The organism is Myroides sp. DW712, assembly GCF_046557355.1.
Lineage (GTDB): Bacteria > Bacteroidota > Bacteroidia > Flavobacteriales > Flavobacteriaceae > Flavobacterium.
This window is the reverse complement of record NZ_JBKFDO010000013.1, coordinates 14,461-32,288: the sequence shown is the minus strand read 5'-3', so window position 1 is coordinate 32,288 and position 17,828 is coordinate 14,461. Positions and strand designations below refer to the sequence as shown.

The window sequence follows — 17,828 nt, the reverse complement described above, 5'->3', positions numbered from 1 at the left end:
CCTCATGTTATCTATTCTTATACCTGTTTATAATTACAACATTCTACCTTTAGTAGAGCAGCTCCATCGAGAAGCCACTGCCTTACACGTACCGTTTGAGCTCTTGGTTTGCGATGATGCTTCCACTCAGGTTTTTCACCAAAAACAAATTGAACAGCTGCCGCATACGCGTTGGTTGACCAATCGCGTTAATCAACATGTAGCCTATACACGCAATCGATTGCTGAATGAGGCCCAATACCCTTGGATACTACTCCTAGATGCAGATGTACAGCCTATTTCGACTACTTTTATTCAAAACTACCTCAATCAAATTGGTAAAGGTTTATTTTTTCAAGGGGGATTTACTTATCCTCCTATAGATCCAACGGAACACTCCTCCCTCCGCTTGACCTATGGTCGAACGATTGAACAATATAAACACCTGCATTCCTGCTGCAACCTCTTTTTTAATCAAGAGAAACTACAGCTAACCTTTGATGCATCCATTACCGAATATGGTTTTGAAGATACACTCTTCTTTTTGGCATTAGCTAAACGAAATTGTGAAGTGATTCAAATCAATAACCCAGTGATTCACCAGAGTACAGAATCGAATCAAACGTATCTTGAACGCAGTAAACAAGCCTGTTGGGGTTTAGTGGAACTAATTCAAAAAGGAAAAATACGACCACAGGAAGCACAACTAAGTCACGTGTATCAGCAGCTACTAAAATATCGCCTTACTTTTTTTCTATCCCTGTTGAGTGCACTTCTTGGCTCCCATATCCAGCGCAACCTCTTGGGTAAAAAACCGTCCATGCTAGGATTTAAATGGTTTAAACTACTCGAGTACCACAAAGCTAACCAAGTGATTCAAAAAAACTAATCCACTGTTGTAAGACCACAGATTCATCATATTGTTCCATTGATTTTTTAGCCTCTTTACCAAACGCTTGAATGATGTGGGGATCTTGCATCAAAATACAACAACAATGTACCATGAGCTGTTGTTCTCCTAACGGGATTAAATAGCCATTGCGACCATGTTGAATCAAATCGGCAGGGCCATAATCAACATCAAAAGCAACCACAGGCACACCAAGCACCATCGCCTCTAAAAAAGCCATGGGCATTCCTTCCATTTTGGAGGTATGTAGCATAAAAGCACTCGCTTGTAGTTCACTATTCACATCCGCTACTTCTCCCTTCCAATGAACAGATGCATCTGCTAACTCTTTTAGTTGAGCAACATAAGTTTCTTCACCAGTACCGCAAATCACCAGCTTCCAATCAGGATAAATTTGATGGATTTGCTTCCAAATACGCAACATCGTTTCGTAATTCTTTTCTGGCACCAGACGACCGATGGCAATTACTTGCTTACTTGCGGATTCTTTAGCTACTTGTGCCGTATTTTCTGGTGCAATCCAATTAGGAATAACCTGTATATTGGGATGTTTCCAGTCGCGCTTTGAGCTTTCATTCAACACAATCAATCCCGTGAATCGCTTACTCAACGCTAACGTGATTCGATTGATAATGCTGCGTCTAAAGGGAGAAGTAATTGGAGCTAGTAAAAAATGACGAGACCCATGCACTTCAAAGTAAATAGGAACATGCGTTTTTAAAAAATAAGAAGCAAAATACCCTTTGATTCCATTGTCTAGCACAAAAATAATATCCGGTTGAAAAGTATTGATTCCCTGTTCTTGTACAAAAGAATAATAGGTTCGCATCTGCCACATTGTGCGTATCGAATGCGGGTACAATTCCCATTGTACCTGAGCATCAAAGAGGTAAAACGGCTGTTGCTGTACGTCATTCGTGCTCATAATCTTTACTTCATGTCCCAATTGGACAAAAGCGGCTGTTTTTTGACTCAGCATACGTGCAACTCCCCCTCCTCCCATTGTAGAAGTAGCAATATACAGGATCTTTATTTTTTTGATTTCCATACTTTTACATACTGATTGGCTATCGTTTTACAGTCGTGAATTTCCCGAACAAAGGCTTGTGCCCGTTGTCCTAATTCCTTTCGCTCTAGCGGGTGTTCAATCCAGAACTTCAATTGAGCGACTAAATAAGCTACATTGGGTTTGGCATCCACACAAACCTCTCCTTCTTTTAGGTTGTACTGCTGTAAAAAATCTTCCGAAGCGCCAGTAAATACAACTTTTCCCCTCGCCATAGCCTCTAAAGCATTGTATCCTTGATCTTTGGAAAACACCTGATCCAATACAATATCCGCGCGTTCTTGTTCTTTTTTATACCTTGCATACGGCAATTGTTCTGCAACGACTATTTCTATTTGATCATTATAATCCCTTTGAATAATCGCCAACGCTTCTTCAAAATAAACTATTCCTTTTTGAATGTAATTACCTCGATTAATTCCCAAGAAAATACAAACGGTATTCGTGTTTTCGGGGGAAGCCGACGACACAATATCGTCTACTACCACAGGATGAGGAAGTAAACCAACATATTTTGGATGATGCTTATTCGGGTTGACGTAATCCATATCACTGGCGATAATTGCGCTACAGCGTTCCACAATTAGGCGTTGGGTTTTCCTCACTCCCTTTTTTCGGTACACTTCCACATAGTCGTAATGAGATTTTAAGGCAGGATTATCCAGTAAAGGCTGAAGTAAAGATATCTCTTCCGGATGAGCTATCAAATACTGTAAACCAAACACATCAATCCCACAAGAGAGCAAAAACACCCGTTTATTTTGGGCAAAAAGGCGTTTTAACAGGCGTCTTTCCCATGAAGGGACTGTTTGCAACGGACGGTCATTAATCAGCTGTACGACATCAAAATCTTTCAAGTTTTTAAAGGCTTGTTTCCCGCTCCATCCAATTTCAAGTTCGGCTATATCCCATCGGCATACTTTGTGTATTGCCTTGCGAAAAAACGTGCCCCAAGGGCTCATCGCCCATTTTGGACGCAGCGATACATCCACTTGGAAATCTTTGAACTTATCCCCATCGCCTACCAATACGACTTCTTTTATCGCTGGATGATGCAACAGTCCTTTTTTCAGGGCAGAATGTAATCCACTATAATCTCCAATTAAAAGTATTCTCATTATCTTAGCCGTGATTTGCTCAAATGTACGTTTATCTTTTTATGTCACAAAAGAAAATAAAAATAGCGATTCTTGGGGATACGCTTGCCCATGGCGGTGCAGAGCGCATACACAGCACCCTGTCTTTGTATTTGGAACAACAGGGATATGACGTACATAACATCCTAAACCTAGATGTGATTACCTATCCCTATGGAGGGCAATTATACAATTTAGGACTATTTAAAACTACCCGTTTTTCCCTTCAAAACAAATACAAACGCTTTCGTCTTTTTCGACACTATATACAGGAAAATTCCTTTGATTACATCCTAGATTTCCGAACGAGAAGCAAACCTTTTACCGAGATTTTCTTGCAGTATTTGATCTTTGGTCCGACCTATATTCCAACCGTGCACAGCGCTCATCTTTCGTGGTATTTTACCTCCAGTTCTTTTTGGGGCAAACGCCTTTATCGAAAATCCAAGCGAATTATAGCCGTTAGTCAAGCTATTGCTGATGAAATCCAAATGAACTATGGGTACAATCACGTACAAACCATGTACAATCCTATTGACCTAGCTATCATTCAACAGCAGTCCCAAGGCAACCACCCTTTTCATGGTCAACGTTATATTGTAGCTTGTGGCAGAATGGATACGGATATCAAACAATTTGATCGTTTACTTGAAATCTATGCGGCTAGTTCATTGCCAGCAGCAAATATTCACTTGGTTATTTTAGGAGAAGGAAGTCAGCGGGAACAGCTCAAAAAGGAGAGTAACCGATTGGAAGTAGCCCAATGGGTTCATTTACCTGGGTTTTGTGCCAATCCCTTTCCGATTTTTAAAGAGGCTTTATTTTTTGTACACAGCAGTCGATTAGAGGGATTTCCTACGGTATTACTAGAAGCTTTAGCCTGTGGCATTCCCGTAGTTAGTTTTGATTGTCCCACAGGACCTCGTGAAATCATTCAATCAGATTACAACGGATTACTAATTGAAAATCAAAACTTTGACGCTTTGAAAACAGCCATCGAATTACTCGCTTTGGATGAGACTAAACGCAATAAACTTCAGGCAAATACAGTAAAATCAGCACGTCCCTTCGACATAGAAACGATTGGTCAACAATGGTTAGCACTCCTGGATTAATGCTACTTGTTCTAAAAACAAATCATAATCCCGTATATAGTCACTTTCTTCATATACACCAGAATTGATAGACAAACAAACCGTTCCAACTTGAAAGTTTTGCAAGACGCTCCATACCCCTGGTTGAAGGACTAAACCTTTGGTCGGATTGTTTAAAACCACCGTTCGCTTTTGAAGTCCATCATCCAAAACTACTTCAAAACTTCCGTTGAGTGCAAATAAGATTGTTGTTTGCTGTTTGTGAGCATGTCCCCCTCTTTGTTTGTCTTGAGGAACCTCATAAATAAAAAATACGCGTTTGATTTCAAAGGGAATAAGGTCTCCTTGAATGACTGCCAGATTACCTCTCTCATCACGTATTGCTGGAACTACAATCTCATTACAATCAAAAATGCTATATTTCTTCATTTATTCTTAGGTATGTTTAGACTCCGAACGGCTAAAATACCAAGAAAAATAGACAACTAAAACACAACTGTAAAGAATATAGGCTAAAGTATAACCTAAAGTAGCTGCTTCAACCCCAAAATGCTTCATTAATACAAAAGTAAAACCGTAATAACAACTAAAAAACAGCGTTTCACAGAGAAGATAAGGCCACAACAAGCGTTCCGTATAAAACAGCAATCCGCAAATTAAAGCGGCTCCTTTCATAAAGTCGCCCACTAATTGCCAGTGTATGACGTCAATCATTGGGAGAAAGGTATCATCAAAGACAAGCGGAATTATCCAACTTCGCGTAAAGAACACCAACAGCAATCCCAAAGCAAATAAGGGCAAGACCCAAAAAACATACAATCGGATTACCTTCATTTTCTCTTGATACAGTTGTGTTTGTGCCAGTTTAGGTAAAAAATACGTAAAGGCCAAGGTAGTAATAAACAACATATAGATTCCCGAAATGCGTTGAATACCCTCCCAAATACCCGCGAGTTCTACTCCTGTTTCATGCATTAATAGTTTTCGGATCCACAACATGCACAGCGGACTTACAACGGCAGAAAACAGTGCCATAACCGCATAAGAGAACAACGGTTTTATCAGATAAAAATCAAAGGGTTGCCACTTTAACTGTAGCATTTGCTTCACCCAAAAAAGGGAAATAAAAAACAGGAGAACAGGGCTCAAAATCATAGCATACAATGCGCCACTTAGTCCTTGGGTATACACCAAGTAAAAAGTCAAACCCAATCCTGATATATTGCCAATCATATTGAGGTAAATCACTTTTTTAAACTGGGCCAATCCCGTTAAAAAAGCAATCCAAATTCCGTTTAGTACTTGCAGTGGAAAAGCAAATGCCAAGCAAATAAACAATTGAGGCATCGAAAAACCACCTTGAAATAAATAGTAGTCGAGTTGTGTACGTCCGAAAAACAAGCACAAGGAAATTACAAGTAAAATCCCTAGCATAAAACGCAATAATGTGGTAACAAATTGTTCTATTTTCTCTTTATCTTTTCGATGAGAAGCGACATATTGCACAATTCCATTGGTCAGTCCAAAAGAACTAAAGGCCTCTAAAGAAGCGAGTGTATTGCGAAGATTTCCCATATAAGCCATTCCTGAGGCTCCAACAAATAAGGCTACTATTTTCGCAGAAAATAAGGCAGTAACTAAGCGCACCACAATCCCTATTGTATTCAATAAGGTTACCGTGGTTAATTCACTTTCTTTTATTTTTTGCCACCATGCTCTCACTATCAATATTCGTTTATGGCTTCAATAATGTGCGTTACTTCCGCTTCTGTCAATACGGGCGACATCGGGATACTCACTACTTCTTGATGAATTAATTCCGTTACAGGCAATTGCAAATAGCGAAACTCTGCCAAAGCAGGTTGATGATGAGGCGGAATGGGATAATGAATCAATGTTTGTATCCCTTTTGTCAATAAATAGCGTTGAAAATGTGCGCGATCACCTACACGCACCACAAAAAGGTGGAAATTATGTCCTGCATCAGAAGAAAGATGAGGCAAGATAATCTTGACATTTTTAATTTCACGCAGGTAGCGATAAGCTACAATCAAGCGTTTTTGGTTATCCGTATCTAGATGGGGCAATTTTAAATTCAGAATCGCTGCTTGTACTTCATCCAGGCGCGAGTTATATCCTTTGTATTTATTTTGATACTTGATGTGTGAACCATAGTTACGCGTGGCTCGAATCACTTCAACCAAGTCCAAATGATTGGTCGTAATAGCTCCTCCATCACCTAAACAGCCCAAATTCTTGCTGGGATAGAAACTAAACGCTGCCGCGTCCCCAAAGGCTCCTGCTTTGCAACCTTTTAATTCTGTTCCATGCGCTTGAGCAGCATCTTCAATCAGCAATAGTCCACGATCCTGGCAATAGTGTTTAATCTGATCCATCTCATATACTTGACCATACAGATGAACCACCAGTACCGCTTTGGTAGAAGAGGTCATCGAATAACTAATTCCACTTACATCCAGGGTATAGCTATCTAAGTTTGGTTCTACCAATACAGGATTCAATCCACAATCTAATAAAGCTAAAATTGTTGCGATATAGGTATTTGCTGGTACTAAGACATCATCCCCCACATTTAACTTTCCCAGTTTGATATAGGCATCAAAAATGAGTTTTAACGCATCTAATCCATTGCCAACCCCTACGCAGAAGGAGGTACCACAATAGGCTGCGAAATCCTCCTCAAACGTTACGACCTCTTGCCCAAGCATATATCGCCCATCATGAAAAATTTGCTTTATCTTTTGCAAATAGGCTTCTTCATAGCGCTGGTTAATCTGTTGTAAATCTAAAAATGATATCATGGTTGGGTGTTGCATTTGAAACGTAAATATAGTTTATTTTCGTGAATCGTAATGCGTGATGCGTTAACTATAAACCTTTAACTATAAACCTTTAACTATAAACCTTTAACTATAAACCGTTAACTATAAACCGTTAACTATAAACCATTAACTGTAAACCATTAAACTGTAAACTAAACTAATCATGTTTTACTGGAGAATTAGAAACTAGTATTGATGCATCAAAATACTCTTTTGAAATGTCTATTCCGATAAATTGTGTAAATTTGCTCATATGATAATTATATAAGGCAACCTATTTACTAAAGTATTATCTAAACCTTAATACTAGACCCTCACGTCTTAATTACTAGTCTGATACTTTTTAGTAAAATCAACAAAGTCCTACTCAGTTGTTAAGTCTTGCACTTTGTAAACCGTCTGGTTCACTTTGTTGAATAGGTTGTTTTATGATTACTATTCTTTTCTATAAAATTATCAATTTTATATTTAGCAAATCTAAAGGTAAACCGTAAACAAAAAAGCCCTACTCGTGAGTAGGGCTTTTACTATATTAAGTAAGACTAATCTGATTTGACAAACGTTTCTTATTTTACTTTATTAACGATAGCTGCAAAAGCTTCAGGGTGATTTGTAGCTAAATCTGCAAGAACTTTACGGTTCAATTCGATGTTATTAGCTTTCAATTTACCGATGAATACAGAATAGCTTAATCCGTGTAATCTTGCACCAGCGTTGATACGCATAATCCAAAGTGAACGGAAGTTTCTTTTCTTTTGTTTTCTATCACGGTAAGCATAAAGCATTGCTTTTTCTACCGCGTTTTTAGCTACTGTCCAAACGTTTTTACGTCTTCCAAAGTAACCTTTGGCTTGCTTCAAAATTCTTTTTCTTCTTGCTCTTGAAGCTACTGAGTTTACTGATCTTGCCATTTCTTTACAAGTGTTTTTTGTAGTGGGCGACTTTTACAAGTTCTTCTAAATTACTAAGCGCCACTCCAGGGTTATTAAATAAATTTAACCGAATCTAGTTCTAGTTTCCTAGAATTAGATTAATCTTAATTGATCTTTGATGCTGTGCTCATCTGCTTTAGATACTAAAGTAGAGTGAGTTAACGCTAATTTACGCTTTTTAGATTTTTTAGTCAAAATGTGACTTTTGAAAGCGTGTTTTCTTTTGATTCTTCCAGTACCTGTTAGCTTGAAACGCTTTTTAGCACTAGATTTAGTTTTCATTTTAGGCATTTTGTTCCTAGGTATTATGATTATCTTACTTAATTCTATTTTTATTCTTTTCGAGTGAAAGAATTATTTTGTCTTCTTTTTAGGAGCGATGAACATCGTCATACGTTTTCCTTCCAATACAGGCATAGACTCTACCTTTCCGTATTCTTCTAAATCCTGCGCTAATCTTAGTAACAAAATTTGTCCTTGATCTTTATAGATGATAGAACGACCTTTAAAGAATACAAATGCTTTTAATTTAGCTCCTTCTTTTAAGAACTTTTCGGCATTCTTTTTCTTAAACTCATAGTCATGCTCATCAGTTTGAGGACCAAAACGAATTTCCTTTACGGTAATTTGCGTTGATTTAGCTTTCAACATTTTCTCGCGCTTCTTTTGCTCGTAAAGGAATTTTTTATAGTCAATTACTTTACAAACGGGCGGTTCTGCATTGGGAGAAATCTCCACTAAATCTAATTCTTGCTCTTCAGCTAAACGCAAAGCGTCTGCTAGTTTATATACACCCGTTTCGACATTGTCTCCAACAAGTCGAACTTCAGGAACACGGATTGCGTTGTTTACTCGATGCAAATCCTTCTTCTCTTCGCGAGGTCTAAATCCTCCTCTTTGTCTTACTGCTATGGCTTTAAAAATTTTAATGCTTGGTTCTACAAGCGTTATACATCCTTTGTTATTCTATTATTCTCCGAACTGTTTCATTGACGAATTCACCTCTTCTTTTACTAAAGCTACAAATTCTTCAATTTTCATCGTCTGATTTGATTTTCCAGCATCTCCGTGTTTACGCACAGAAATCGTACCGTTTTTCTCTTCTTCTTCACCTACAATCAACATATAAGGGAATTTTTGTACTTCTGCTTCACGGATTTTCTTTCCGATCGTTTCATTTCTATTATCAACGACCGCGCGAATTTCGTCATTTTCTAGCAAATCTAAAACTTTTTTCGCATATTTTTCATACTTCTCACTCAAAGACAGTATAATAGCTTGTTCTGGCATCAACCAAAGCGGGAAATTTCCACCCGTATGCTCCAACAAGATGGCGATAAAACGCTCCATCGATCCGAAAGGTGCACGGTGAATCATCACCGGACGATGCAATTCGTTGTCTGATCCTTTGTATGTCAATTCAAAACGCTCCGGTAAATTGTAGTCCACCTGGATGGTTCCCAACTGCCAGCTTCTACCTAAGGCATCTTTCACCATAAAGTCTAATTTCGGACCGTAGAAAGCAGCTTCTCCGCTTTCGATCACATAATTTAACCCTTTATCTTTGGCTGCATTGATAATCGCTTGTTCTGCTTTTTCCCAGTTCTCTACTGATCCGATATATTTATCTGGATTGCTTAAATCGCGAACCGATACTTGAGCGGTAAAGTTTTCAAACCCTAAAGATCCAAAAACATACAACACTAAATCAATTACTTTTTTGAATTCTTCATCCAATTGATCAGGTGTACAGAAAATATGTGCGTCATCTTGTGTAAACCCGCGTACACGTGTTAATCCGTGTAATTCTCCTGATTGTTCGTAACGGTAAACCGTTCCAAATTCAGCAAAACGCTTCGGTAAATCTTTGTATGACCAAGGTCTTGCGTTATAAATTTCACAGTGATGTGGACAGTTCATTGGTTTTAACAAGAACTCTTCCCCTTCTACTGGTGTGTGAATCGGTTGAAAGCTATCTGCTCCGTATTTTGCATAGTGACCCGAAGTAACATACAGTTCTTTTTGTCCAATATGCGGGGTAACTACTTGTTCGTATCCTGCTTTTTTCTGCGCTTTACGCAAGAAATATTCCAAGCGATCTCTCAAAGCAGCCCCTTTTGGCAACCATAATGGCAACCCTTGTCCTACTTTTTGAGAGAACGTAAACAATTCTAGTTCTTTTCCTAATTTACGGTGATCGCGTTTTTTGGCTTCTTCTAATAAAGCTAAATAATCCGTTAAGTCTTTTTGTTTCGGGAAAGAAATACCATAAACACGAGTTAATTGTTTATTCTTTTCATCCCCTCTCCAGTAAGCCCCTGCAATCGATAAAATTTTGAACGCTTTGATAATTCCTGTATTGGGGATATGTCCTCCACGACATAAATCCGTAAAGGTATCGTGATCACAAAACGTAATTGTACCATCGGCTAAGTTCTCAATTAGCTCAACTTTATATGGGTTTTCTTCTTTTTTATACATCGCTAAGGCTTCTGCTTTCGATGCTGAACGCATACTAAATTCGTGTTTTCCTCTGGCGATTTCTAAAAATTTATCTTCAATTCTCTTAAAATCAGCATCTGTCACTTTGTGTTCCATGAAATCTACGTCATAGTAGAATCCGTTTTCAATCGCAGGACCAATCGTTAACTTAATGCCGGGAAATAACTCCAATAGCGCTTGCGCCATGACGTGAGAAGAGGAATGCCAAAATGCTTTTTTCCCTTCTGCATCATTCCATGAATATAAAACTAGACTACCGTCCGTGGTCAAAGCAGTGGTGGTTTCGATGGTGGTACCATTGAAGTTGGCAGAAATAATATTTCTAGCTAAACCTTCACTTATACTTTTAGCAACATCGAAAGGAGTTACCCCTGAGGCAAACTCTTTCACTGATCCGTCTGGTAATGTAATTTTTATCATGATTATTTTTAAAAAATGAGTGGCAAAGATACGGTTTTTACCAAACAATAACAATAGATTTTATTCGGTTTCCCACCTTTTCTGTTGAAATTAAATCCTTGCTGCTTCCTCGGTTTTCAATCCCTTGTTTTTTTCCATCTGCTTGATGATTTCTTGGCGGTAGGTATTCCCCCAATTCGCAAGGGCTTGAATTACGGGTGTAAGGGTAATTCCGAAGTCGGAAATAGCGTATTCAACTGCGACAATGGCGCCGTCAATTTCGGTTCGGTGAATCAATTGATTGAGTTCAAGATCGCGCAATTCCTTGCTGAGTACTTTGGCAGAGATATCCCCTAAAGCCCGTTGCAGTTCCATAAAACGCAACTTCTCGTGCATCATCAGGGTTCCTAAAATATGCAACTTCCACTTTCCACTTAAAATAGACATGCTGTCTTTAATCCCCAGGATTTGGGTTTTACATTGTGCGCGTTGTTCTTCCATGCTTTTTCGTATCGTTACGCCTAAACGTAAAGATACGAAAAAGCCCCTCAACAACCAAAAGCTCCTCCCCCGTTTCCCTTAGCCTTAGTAGTTACCAACACGTAAGTAGTTTCCATTAGGTAAGAAGGCCTCTTTTTTGCTGCTAAAGGAGATACCTTTGTCCAACAAACAAAAAACAAAACACAATGAAGAAAAAAGTGACCTATTGGATTAGCACGAGTTTATTTAGTTTTTTTATGGTTTTTAGCGCCTATGGCTATTTTACAGACCCCACGTTTAAAGAGGCTTTTGCTTATTTAGGCTATCCTGATTACTTCCGCATTGAATTAGGAGTAGCGAAATTATTAGGCGTATTAGCCTTGCTCTTGCCTTTTTTACCTAAAGTATGCAAAGGATTTGCCTATGCTGGATTTACCATCAACCTCATCGGAGCAGCTATTGCGCATCTAGCGATGGGTGAAGGGATTAGTTCCCTTAGTCTTATTTTGATCGCTGCGGTTCTTTTAGGTGTTTCCTCCTTTACGCAATCCACGCGTTTAGCCTAACCCTCACTCCTTCCATAGAAATGGTTGTTCGTTAAAAAAACAAAGAAAGACAACGGTGGATTCTTTTGCAGAAGATTTCAAAAATTAGCACAAAAAGCGTACTTTCGCCCTGTATTTTACAACACAACAACACCCATTTTATGTACAAAAGCCTATTTAAACCGTTTGCCTTTTCTATGGATCCTGAGAAGGCGCATCATTTCACCTTTAACTCGTTGAAATTCATCAACAAAATTCCAGGCGTATCTGCGATTATTCGCTCTACCTTTCAAGTGAACGATAAGCGATTGGAGCGCGAGGTCTTTGGATTAACATTCAAAAACCCCGTTGGCTTAGCAGCTGGTTTAGATAAAGATGCCAAATTGTACAGGGAATTAGAAAACTTCGGTTTTGGTTTTATTGAAATAGGTACCATTACGCCCAAACCCCAAGACGGAAACCCGAAAAAGCGCATGTTTCGCTTAGTGGAAGACAACGCGTTGATCAACCGTATGGGATTCAACAACGGGGGAATCGAACAAGCGATTGAGCGTTTAAAGAAAAACAAAGGAACGCTGATTGGTGGGAACATTGGAAAGAACAAAGTAACGCCCAATGAACAAGCGATTGACGATTATGAAATCTGCTTTGAGGCACTTTTTCCCTATGTCGATTATTTCGTAGTGAATGTAAGTTCGCCTAATACCCCCAATTTACGTGCCTTACAAGACAAAGAACCCTTAACTGCTTTGTTGCTTGCGCTGCAAACGAAGAACAACGCTAAGCCGAAAAGCAAACCAATTCTCTTGAAAATCGCACCCGATTTGACCGATAGCCAATTGCTCGATATTATTGATATTGTTGCGGAAACGAAAATTGCAGGTGTTATTGCAACCAATACAACGATTAGTCGCGAAGGGTTAAAATCAGATAAAAAAGTAGAAACGGGTGGTTTAAGTGGAAAGCCGTTAACGAAACGCAGTACAGAAGTCATTCGCTTCTTAGCTGATAAGAGCAACCGCGCCTTCCCTATCATTGGTGTTGGCGGTATTCACTCTCCAGAAGATGCTATTGAAAAATTAGAAGCCGGTGCTTCGTTAATTCAGTTGTACACGGGGTTCATTTATGAAGGTCCAGCTTTGATTAAAGCCATTAACAAGAAAATACTAGAACAGTATACGTAATAAAAAAAAACCGCTACTCAGCGGTTTTTTTTTGTATTTATAGCTATACTTCTTCAAGGACGGATGTTCCTATAGATCGATCGTCAGAAGTCCACTCCCACACTTCGTGTAAGCGAATTTGGTGAGGTTAGAAGCTTACACAGTTTTTACTACAGTGTCAAAAAAGCAACCAAAAAGCAATGAGCAAAAAAAAACTATATCCTATTCTTCTATTTAAGGGAGTAAATACTGCTAAATACAGATATTATTATTCCTTCTATCATAAAACAATACCTTATCAATTAGTTACCTATGTTTGGTTTTAGCTTTGTTTGGTTTTAGCTTTGTTTGGTAATTGTTCGGTAATTGTTTGACAAAACTTCGGTTTTACTAGGTTTAAAGCTACTATTACCGAACAAAACTAAAAGAAAACCCAAACAAAACCCCCAGCAACTCATTGCCTATCTCACCTAACTTATATTGATTTTAGTGTTCGATGAATATATCTCACCTAGTTAATATTGGTTTTGGTGTTCGATGAATCTATCTCACCTAGTTTATATTGGTTTTGGTGTTCGATGAATCTTCACTGCGTTACGATTTTCACTGCGTTACGATTTTCACTGCGTTACGATTTTCACTGCGTTACGATTTTCACTGCGTTACGACTTCAACGAACAAAGAGCAAAGAGCAACCAACAAAGAGCAACCAACAAAGAGCAACCAACAAAGAGCAACCAACAAAGAGCAAACCATCAACCACTCACCATCAGCCACTTACATTTTTATCACAAAAAAAGTAGCAAATATCCCTAGCAAAGCCTTGTGTTGAACACAAATTATTCTATATTTGCACTCGCAATACAGAAGTAAAGCAGACTACTGGAGAAATGGCAGAGTGGTCGATTGCGGCAGTCTTGAAAACTGTTGACTGTAACAGGTCCGGGGGTTCGAATCCCTCTTTCTCCGCAGTTTACCTTGATTATCAGGTAATTACAAGAACAATACCCAATTTTACACCCAAAAATGTAAGGTTGGGTATTTTTATAAAAGTCAATACTGATATTTTTATTCAAAATATTGGATCACAGTCAAAAGTTGTGGGATAAGTAAAAAAATTGAGGCTTAAACTACCAAGAGATTTTCTAATTGGGTAGTTTTTTATTATAAGCCATTAGGAAAAGTCTATTCTATATATTTATTTTCTAATATTCTTTTTATAACATCCTTTAGACTGGAATCAGAATTATCAAAATCAAGTCCTAAACTTCCTATAAATGGATAAACTGTCTTATTTCCAATAATAGAGTATTCCTCTTTAGAGTGGTAACTTTGGTGAGTTTCATTTTTAGGAAAAGAATTAACAAAGCGATTGCTTTCAGATATCCTCCTTCTTTAGGCCCAATTCCATGTAAATATTTTAAAGCTAAATTTTCATAATCATACTTTTCTATATTATTTAGTTTTTTATATTTTGCGTCTAATATAACATAAGATAAATCATCAAACTCAATAATAAAATCAGGTCTTAAATTATTTGTATGCTTTTTAATTGTTGTTAAATTTATAGGTAAGCTCTGATAATATAAAGTAATTTTAAAGGTATTTTTTTCAAACACTACTTTTTCATAAATGTTAGCTTCATTCAGAAAATTTATATTATCATCAATGATAGGAGTAAAACCTAGTTCAACAAATGTATCAAATAATTGATAGTAACATGCACGTTCAAACAGTTCATCTAATCGACTAATTCCTTTAAAATATTTATTGTCAGTAGAGTAATTAGCACCTTTGTATAACAACCACATTAGTAATTGATTATAAACGTAAAAATAATGTTCTTTCGATTCAAATTTATTTGTATAAAAAAAATCCAAATCGATATTAGTAACATATCTAAACTAACTATTGCTAAGTACATGAAAGAGTTAGGATTACGTAGTAAATTAGCTCGTCGATATAGAATAACCACAGACTCTGAACACAATTATTTAGTGGTTGATAATATTTTAGATAGACAATTTACACAAACTGAACCAGGGAAAGCCTGGGTGTCTGACATTACTTATATCGCTGTTAAAGAAGGGGTTATTTATCTAACTACATACAGTAATAGATTTATATGATAGAAAGGTTATTGGATGGAGTTTGAGTAAAGATATGTCAACAGAAAACACCACTTTAGCAGCCTTTAAAATGGCTAAAAGAATCTTAACATTATTCTGAATGACTGGACGAGCAAATATACAGAGAATACCTTGCTGACGGCAGCTGCGTTATACATGAACTTGGAGGAATATAATGAAGCGATTGTGCACCTCTAAAAACTGGAGATTACATCAGAACTTGAAGATGAAATATTACCTACATATAGGAGACTTGGATCAAGTGGAGAAGTATGTGTATTTGATAGAGAATTTTGATCGACTATCTGAGGAAGACATAGCTAGGGCACATTTGTACAGTGCACAGGCATTGCTAAAGAAAGGAGATAAAGCGTTTGTTATGAAGTAAAACAGAATTGGCGACAATGATAAGCAAGACAGTTATTGATGCAGAGGCACGTTATCGTATAGGACGACTACAGTATAAAAACAAACAGTAGGACAAAGCTCAGGAAATGGTCTTTGATCTGGTCAATAATATGGAGGAGCATGATTACTGGGTGTGGCCAAGAGTTTCATCTTGATTGCGGACACGTATCCTACCAAAGGCAATAAACTGCTGGCAAAGAATATGTTGGAAAGTGTGATTGAAAATTATGAAGAATATGATGATATTATTCCTTCAACAAAAGAGCGCTTAAAGAAATTGAAATTAAGGAAGTTAATTGATGAATTACGACAAACCCTGAAGAAAAGCATCGAAATCATCTTCCTTATCCAATTCAAATTTTTGTTTCAAACGATATTTTGCCATGCGGACACTTTTGGGTGCAACATTTAAGAGTTCGGCTATTTGCTTGGTGGAAAATTGGAGGGAAAAATAAGCACAATAGCGCAGATCGGTTTGGGTTAGTTTTTCAGAGGCTTTATCCTGTAATTGCTTGAAAAAATCTGGGTGAATATCTTGTATTTCTGAGCGGATCAGGTCAAAATCATTGTTGATTCTCAGTTCTTCTTTGATAAATTGATTGAGCTGGGGATGTTGGCTTTTGGCAGTTTCTATTTTTTCTTTTAATTCCTTGAGCGATTCGGCACCACGTTCTATTTGCAGCATCCCGACCATCAATTCCTTTTGCAATTGTTCTTTCTCCTGTGCGATTAAAGTTTGTTCAGCTTTTAATCTTGCCGCTTCCTCAATTTGAAGCTTTTCCCGTTCCAAAGCATATTTTAGTTTAAACCTATACGCTACAAACAAAAACAATAACCCTGTTATAGTAATAAGTGCTATGGCACTATACAGCCAAGTCTGTCTTTTTTGAAAAGCATTTTTTTGGTGTAGCAATTCCAATTCTTTACTCTTTTTGTCATTCTCATATTGAGCTTCCAGCTGTTGAATAATTTCGGTCTGTTTCGAGTCGAATACTTTTTTATAAGTCGTTATATATTTTTGATAATAGTCTAAAGCTTTTTGCGTATTTCCCTTTTTTTCATACAGGTTAGCCAGCAATTCCAAGTTATTCAACTCTAAATAATAATTAGACGAAGGCAGTGAGTTAGCTAAGGCCTTTTGTGTTAGTAGTGCTTTTTCGGCTTTAGACCAATCTGCAGCCTGCATATGGATTTTGCCGAGTATTGCATATCCGTTAGCCTGCATCTCAATATTGTTGACTTCTTTCGAAGTTCGTAAAGCAAGATTCACGTATTCTATTATCTCTTTTTTCTTTAAAGAAGAATCATATTCCAGGTACAAGTTCGCCAGATACAGTGCAGAAAGAGCCACAACACTTGGATTCTTAATAGAAGTCTCATGTTGCTTGTATAGTGAAATGGATTGTTCAAAAGCATTTTCTGCAGTCTGAAGACGAGAAGTGTCCCTTTTTCGTTCAAATAAATCTACTTCATGGGTACCGTTAATCTGCCAAGCTTTGATCTGCGCATCTATATCTTTGCTTTTTTGTGCAGTTTCCAGTGCTAAACAGACATATCTTGCTGCGTCGTTTTGATTTTCACGCTCCGAATATATTCCGAACTTTAGGTAATAAATATTTGACAAGTACTTTTGTCCTTTATTCTCTTCCAGTAGGGGAATAGCTTTTTCCCAACTCTCAAATGCATCTTCAGGTTTGTTTTGTAAATTTTGCAAATAGCCCATTCTGAAATAGGCAATTCCTTTATAAAGTTTAGATGCATTTTGTGCATAGTAGAACATACTGTCAGCAGCTTTCTGAGCAGCTATGCCATCCCTTTGGATCATTTCAAACTGCACTTGCTGTGACCATGCGAGGCAGAGACCGTCTGTATATTGGTGTTTTTGGCCTAGTACAATGGCTTTTTTATTAGTTTGAATAGCCTTATCAAGGTGGGCTAATGAAATGCTATTTGCCAATTGACACAACCTTAAAATTCGAGTTTGGGTGTCTAACTGAGAATTGGACAGCAATACCTCCAGCGAATCACTTATTGCTTTTTGAGCAAACGTAGGCGTCCATACAACGTATAGGAACTGTATTAAACATATATAAAAAAAACAAGTTCTTCTCATTCTATTTCTGATTGTTGTCAAATATAGAACAAAAAATAGACCTTCGATTTAACACTTGTAAAAGACTAACAATCAATAATTAAACTTATATGTAGATACTTTGTAGACGCTTCATATGATAATAATATC

17 protein-coding genes and 1 tRNA gene are annotated in these 17,828 nt (G+C 37.6%); 6 read left to right on the top strand and 12 right to left on the bottom strand.

Annotated features, from left to right (window positions below):
* Positions 1-4: 4 nt before the first annotated feature.
* On the top strand, positions 5-868 hold the full coding sequence (locus tag ACLJX0_RS11235) for a glycosyltransferase family 2 protein (protein ID WP_410880523.1): 864 nt from the start codon (positions 5-7) through the stop codon (positions 866-868).
* Here ACLJX0_RS11235 and ACLJX0_RS11230 read toward each other — a convergent pair.
* The gene (locus tag ACLJX0_RS11230) at positions 843-1,937 is read right to left on the bottom strand and encodes a glycosyltransferase (protein WP_410880521.1); all 1,095 of its coding nucleotides are present in this window, start codon (positions 1,935-1,937) and stop codon (positions 843-845) included. The genes ACLJX0_RS11235 and ACLJX0_RS11230 overlap by 26 nt on opposite strands.
* Positions 1,919-3,073, bottom strand: a complete 1,155-nt coding sequence (locus ACLJX0_RS11225; RefSeq protein ID WP_410880519.1) for a glycosyltransferase — start codon at positions 3,071-3,073, stop codon at positions 1,919-1,921. The genes ACLJX0_RS11230 and ACLJX0_RS11225 overlap by 19 nt, the downstream gene beginning before the upstream one ends.
* Before the next feature lie 41 nt (positions 3,074-3,114).
* Here ACLJX0_RS11225 and ACLJX0_RS11220 point away from each other — a divergent pair, with 41 nt between their 5' ends.
* The gene (locus ACLJX0_RS11220; RefSeq protein ID WP_410880517.1) at positions 3,115-4,206 is read left to right on the top strand and encodes a glycosyltransferase; all 1,092 of its coding nucleotides are present in this window, start codon (positions 3,115-3,117) and stop codon (positions 4,204-4,206) included.
* Here ACLJX0_RS11220 and ACLJX0_RS11215 read toward each other — a convergent pair.
* The 8 genes from ACLJX0_RS11215 to ACLJX0_RS11180 form a co-directional block, all read right to left on the bottom strand.
* Positions 4,189-4,614 (bottom strand): sugar 3,4-ketoisomerase, encoded by a 426-nt coding sequence (locus tag ACLJX0_RS11215; protein WP_410880515.1) that lies wholly within the window; start codon positions 4,612-4,614, stop codon positions 4,189-4,191. The genes ACLJX0_RS11220 and ACLJX0_RS11215 overlap by 18 nt on opposite strands.
* Before the next feature lie 6 nt (positions 4,615-4,620).
* The gene (locus tag ACLJX0_RS11210) at positions 4,621-5,907 is read right to left on the bottom strand and encodes an O-antigen translocase (RefSeq protein ID WP_410880513.1); all 1,287 of its coding nucleotides are present in this window, start codon (positions 5,905-5,907) and stop codon (positions 4,621-4,623) included.
* Between the two features lie 2 nt (positions 5,908-5,909).
* Positions 5,910-7,007, bottom strand: coding sequence for a DegT/DnrJ/EryC1/StrS family aminotransferase (locus tag ACLJX0_RS11205; protein WP_410880511.1), 1,098 nt, complete (start codon positions 7,005-7,007; stop codon positions 5,910-5,912).
* A gap of 587 nt (positions 7,008-7,594) precedes the next feature.
* Positions 7,595-7,939, bottom strand: a complete 345-nt coding sequence (rplT, locus tag ACLJX0_RS11200) for a 50S ribosomal protein L20 (protein ID WP_002991328.1) — start codon at positions 7,937-7,939, stop codon at positions 7,595-7,597.
* A 114-nt stretch (positions 7,940-8,053) separates the two neighbouring features.
* Complete coding sequence (gene rpmI / locus ACLJX0_RS11195) at positions 8,054-8,251, bottom strand: 50S ribosomal protein L35 (RefSeq protein WP_002991327.1); 198 nt, start codon at positions 8,249-8,251, stop codon at positions 8,054-8,056.
* Between the two features lie 63 nt (positions 8,252-8,314).
* Positions 8,315-8,821 carry a translation initiation factor IF-3 gene (infC, locus tag ACLJX0_RS11190; protein WP_158960577.1) on the bottom strand — a complete coding sequence of 169 codons (507 nt, stop codon included), beginning with the start codon at positions 8,819-8,821 and terminating at the stop codon, positions 8,315-8,317.
* Positions 8,822-8,929: 108 nt separating this feature from the next.
* On the bottom strand, positions 8,930-10,882 hold the full coding sequence (gene thrS / locus ACLJX0_RS11185; protein WP_410880509.1) for a threonine--tRNA ligase: 1,953 nt from the start codon (positions 10,880-10,882) through the stop codon (positions 8,930-8,932).
* A 90-nt stretch (positions 10,883-10,972) separates the two neighbouring features.
* Positions 10,973-11,362, bottom strand: coding sequence for a winged helix-turn-helix transcriptional regulator (locus ACLJX0_RS11180; protein ID WP_410880507.1), 390 nt, complete (start codon positions 11,360-11,362; stop codon positions 10,973-10,975).
* A 185-nt stretch (positions 11,363-11,547) separates the two neighbouring features.
* Between ACLJX0_RS11180 and ACLJX0_RS11175 the strand changes: the two genes are divergently transcribed.
* From ACLJX0_RS11175 to ACLJX0_RS11165, 3 genes are all read left to right on the top strand, one after another.
* A complete protein-coding gene (locus tag ACLJX0_RS11175) occupies positions 11,548-11,907 on the top strand; it encodes a DoxX family protein (RefSeq protein ID WP_410880505.1) in 360 nt (119 codons plus the stop codon).
* Positions 11,908-12,047: 140 nt separating this feature from the next.
* Complete coding sequence (locus tag ACLJX0_RS11170) at positions 12,048-13,070, top strand: quinone-dependent dihydroorotate dehydrogenase (RefSeq protein ID WP_410880503.1); 1,023 nt, start codon at positions 12,048-12,050, stop codon at positions 13,068-13,070.
* 863 nt (positions 13,071-13,933) lie between these two features.
* Positions 13,934-14,018, top strand: a tRNA-Ser gene (locus ACLJX0_RS11165).
* Positions 14,019-14,320: 302 nt separating this feature from the next.
* Here ACLJX0_RS11165 and ACLJX0_RS11160 read toward each other — a convergent pair.
* On the bottom strand, positions 14,321-14,860 hold the full coding sequence (locus tag ACLJX0_RS11160) for a hypothetical protein (RefSeq protein WP_410880501.1): 540 nt from the start codon (positions 14,858-14,860) through the stop codon (positions 14,321-14,323).
* Between the two features lie 544 nt (positions 14,861-15,404).
* On the opposite strand from ACLJX0_RS11160, the gene ACLJX0_RS11155 reads away from it, so the two are divergent.
* Entirely contained in the window at positions 15,405-15,566 is a 162-nt protein-coding gene (locus tag ACLJX0_RS11155; RefSeq protein WP_410880499.1) for a hypothetical protein, read from the top strand.
* Positions 15,567-15,890: 324 nt separating this feature from the next.
* Here the strand turns inward: ACLJX0_RS11155 and ACLJX0_RS11150 are convergent, their stop codons facing one another.
* The gene (locus ACLJX0_RS11150) at positions 15,891-17,543 is read right to left on the bottom strand and encodes a helix-turn-helix transcriptional regulator (RefSeq protein ID WP_313138924.1); all 1,653 of its coding nucleotides are present in this window, start codon (positions 17,541-17,543) and stop codon (positions 15,891-15,893) included.
* Positions 17,544-17,828: the final 285 nt, after the last annotated feature.

What these genes read in the sequence shown, in the direction of transcription:
- rplT (WP_002991328.1), bottom strand. Translation starts at nt 7,939, where the DNA reads ATGGCAAGATCAGTAAACTCAGTAGCTTCAAGAGCAAGAAGAAAAAGA.
- rpmI (WP_002991327.1), bottom strand. Translation starts at nt 8,251, where the DNA reads ATGCCTAAAATGAAAACTAAATCTAGTGCTAAAAAGCGTTTCAAGCTA.
- ACLJX0_RS11160 (WP_410880501.1), bottom strand. Translation starts at nt 14,860, where the DNA reads ATGTGGTTGTTATACAAAGGTGCTAATTACTCTACTGACAATAAATAT.
- thrS (WP_410880509.1), bottom strand. Translation starts at nt 10,882, where the DNA reads ATGATAAAAATTACATTACCAGACGGATCAGTGAAAGAGTTTGCCTCA.
- ACLJX0_RS11205 (WP_410880511.1), bottom strand. Translation starts at nt 7,007, where the DNA reads ATGATATCATTTTTAGATTTACAACAGATTAACCAGCGCTATGAAGAA.
- ACLJX0_RS11180 (WP_410880507.1), bottom strand. Translation starts at nt 11,362, where the DNA reads ATGGAAGAACAACGCGCACAATGTAAAACCCAAATCCTGGGGATTAAA.
- ACLJX0_RS11155 (WP_410880499.1), top strand. Translation starts at nt 15,405, where the DNA reads ATGAAATATTACCTACATATAGGAGACTTGGATCAAGTGGAGAAGTAT.
- ACLJX0_RS11215 (WP_410880515.1), bottom strand. Translation starts at nt 4,614, where the DNA reads ATGAAGAAATATAGCATTTTTGATTGTAATGAGATTGTAGTTCCAGCA.
- ACLJX0_RS11235 (WP_410880523.1), top strand. Translation starts at nt 5, where the DNA reads ATGTTATCTATTCTTATACCTGTTTATAATTACAACATTCTACCTTTA.
- ACLJX0_RS11230 (WP_410880521.1), bottom strand. Translation starts at nt 1,937, where the DNA reads ATGGAAATCAAAAAAATAAAGATCCTGTATATTGCTACTTCTACAATG.
- ACLJX0_RS11175 (WP_410880505.1), top strand. Translation starts at nt 11,548, where the DNA reads ATGAAGAAAAAAGTGACCTATTGGATTAGCACGAGTTTATTTAGTTTT.
- ACLJX0_RS11225 (WP_410880519.1), bottom strand. Translation starts at nt 3,073, where the DNA reads ATGAGAATACTTTTAATTGGAGATTATAGTGGATTACATTCTGCCCTG.
- ACLJX0_RS11220 (WP_410880517.1), top strand. Translation starts at nt 3,115, where the DNA reads ATGTCACAAAAGAAAATAAAAATAGCGATTCTTGGGGATACGCTTGCC.
- ACLJX0_RS11170 (WP_410880503.1), top strand. Translation starts at nt 12,048, where the DNA reads ATGTACAAAAGCCTATTTAAACCGTTTGCCTTTTCTATGGATCCTGAG.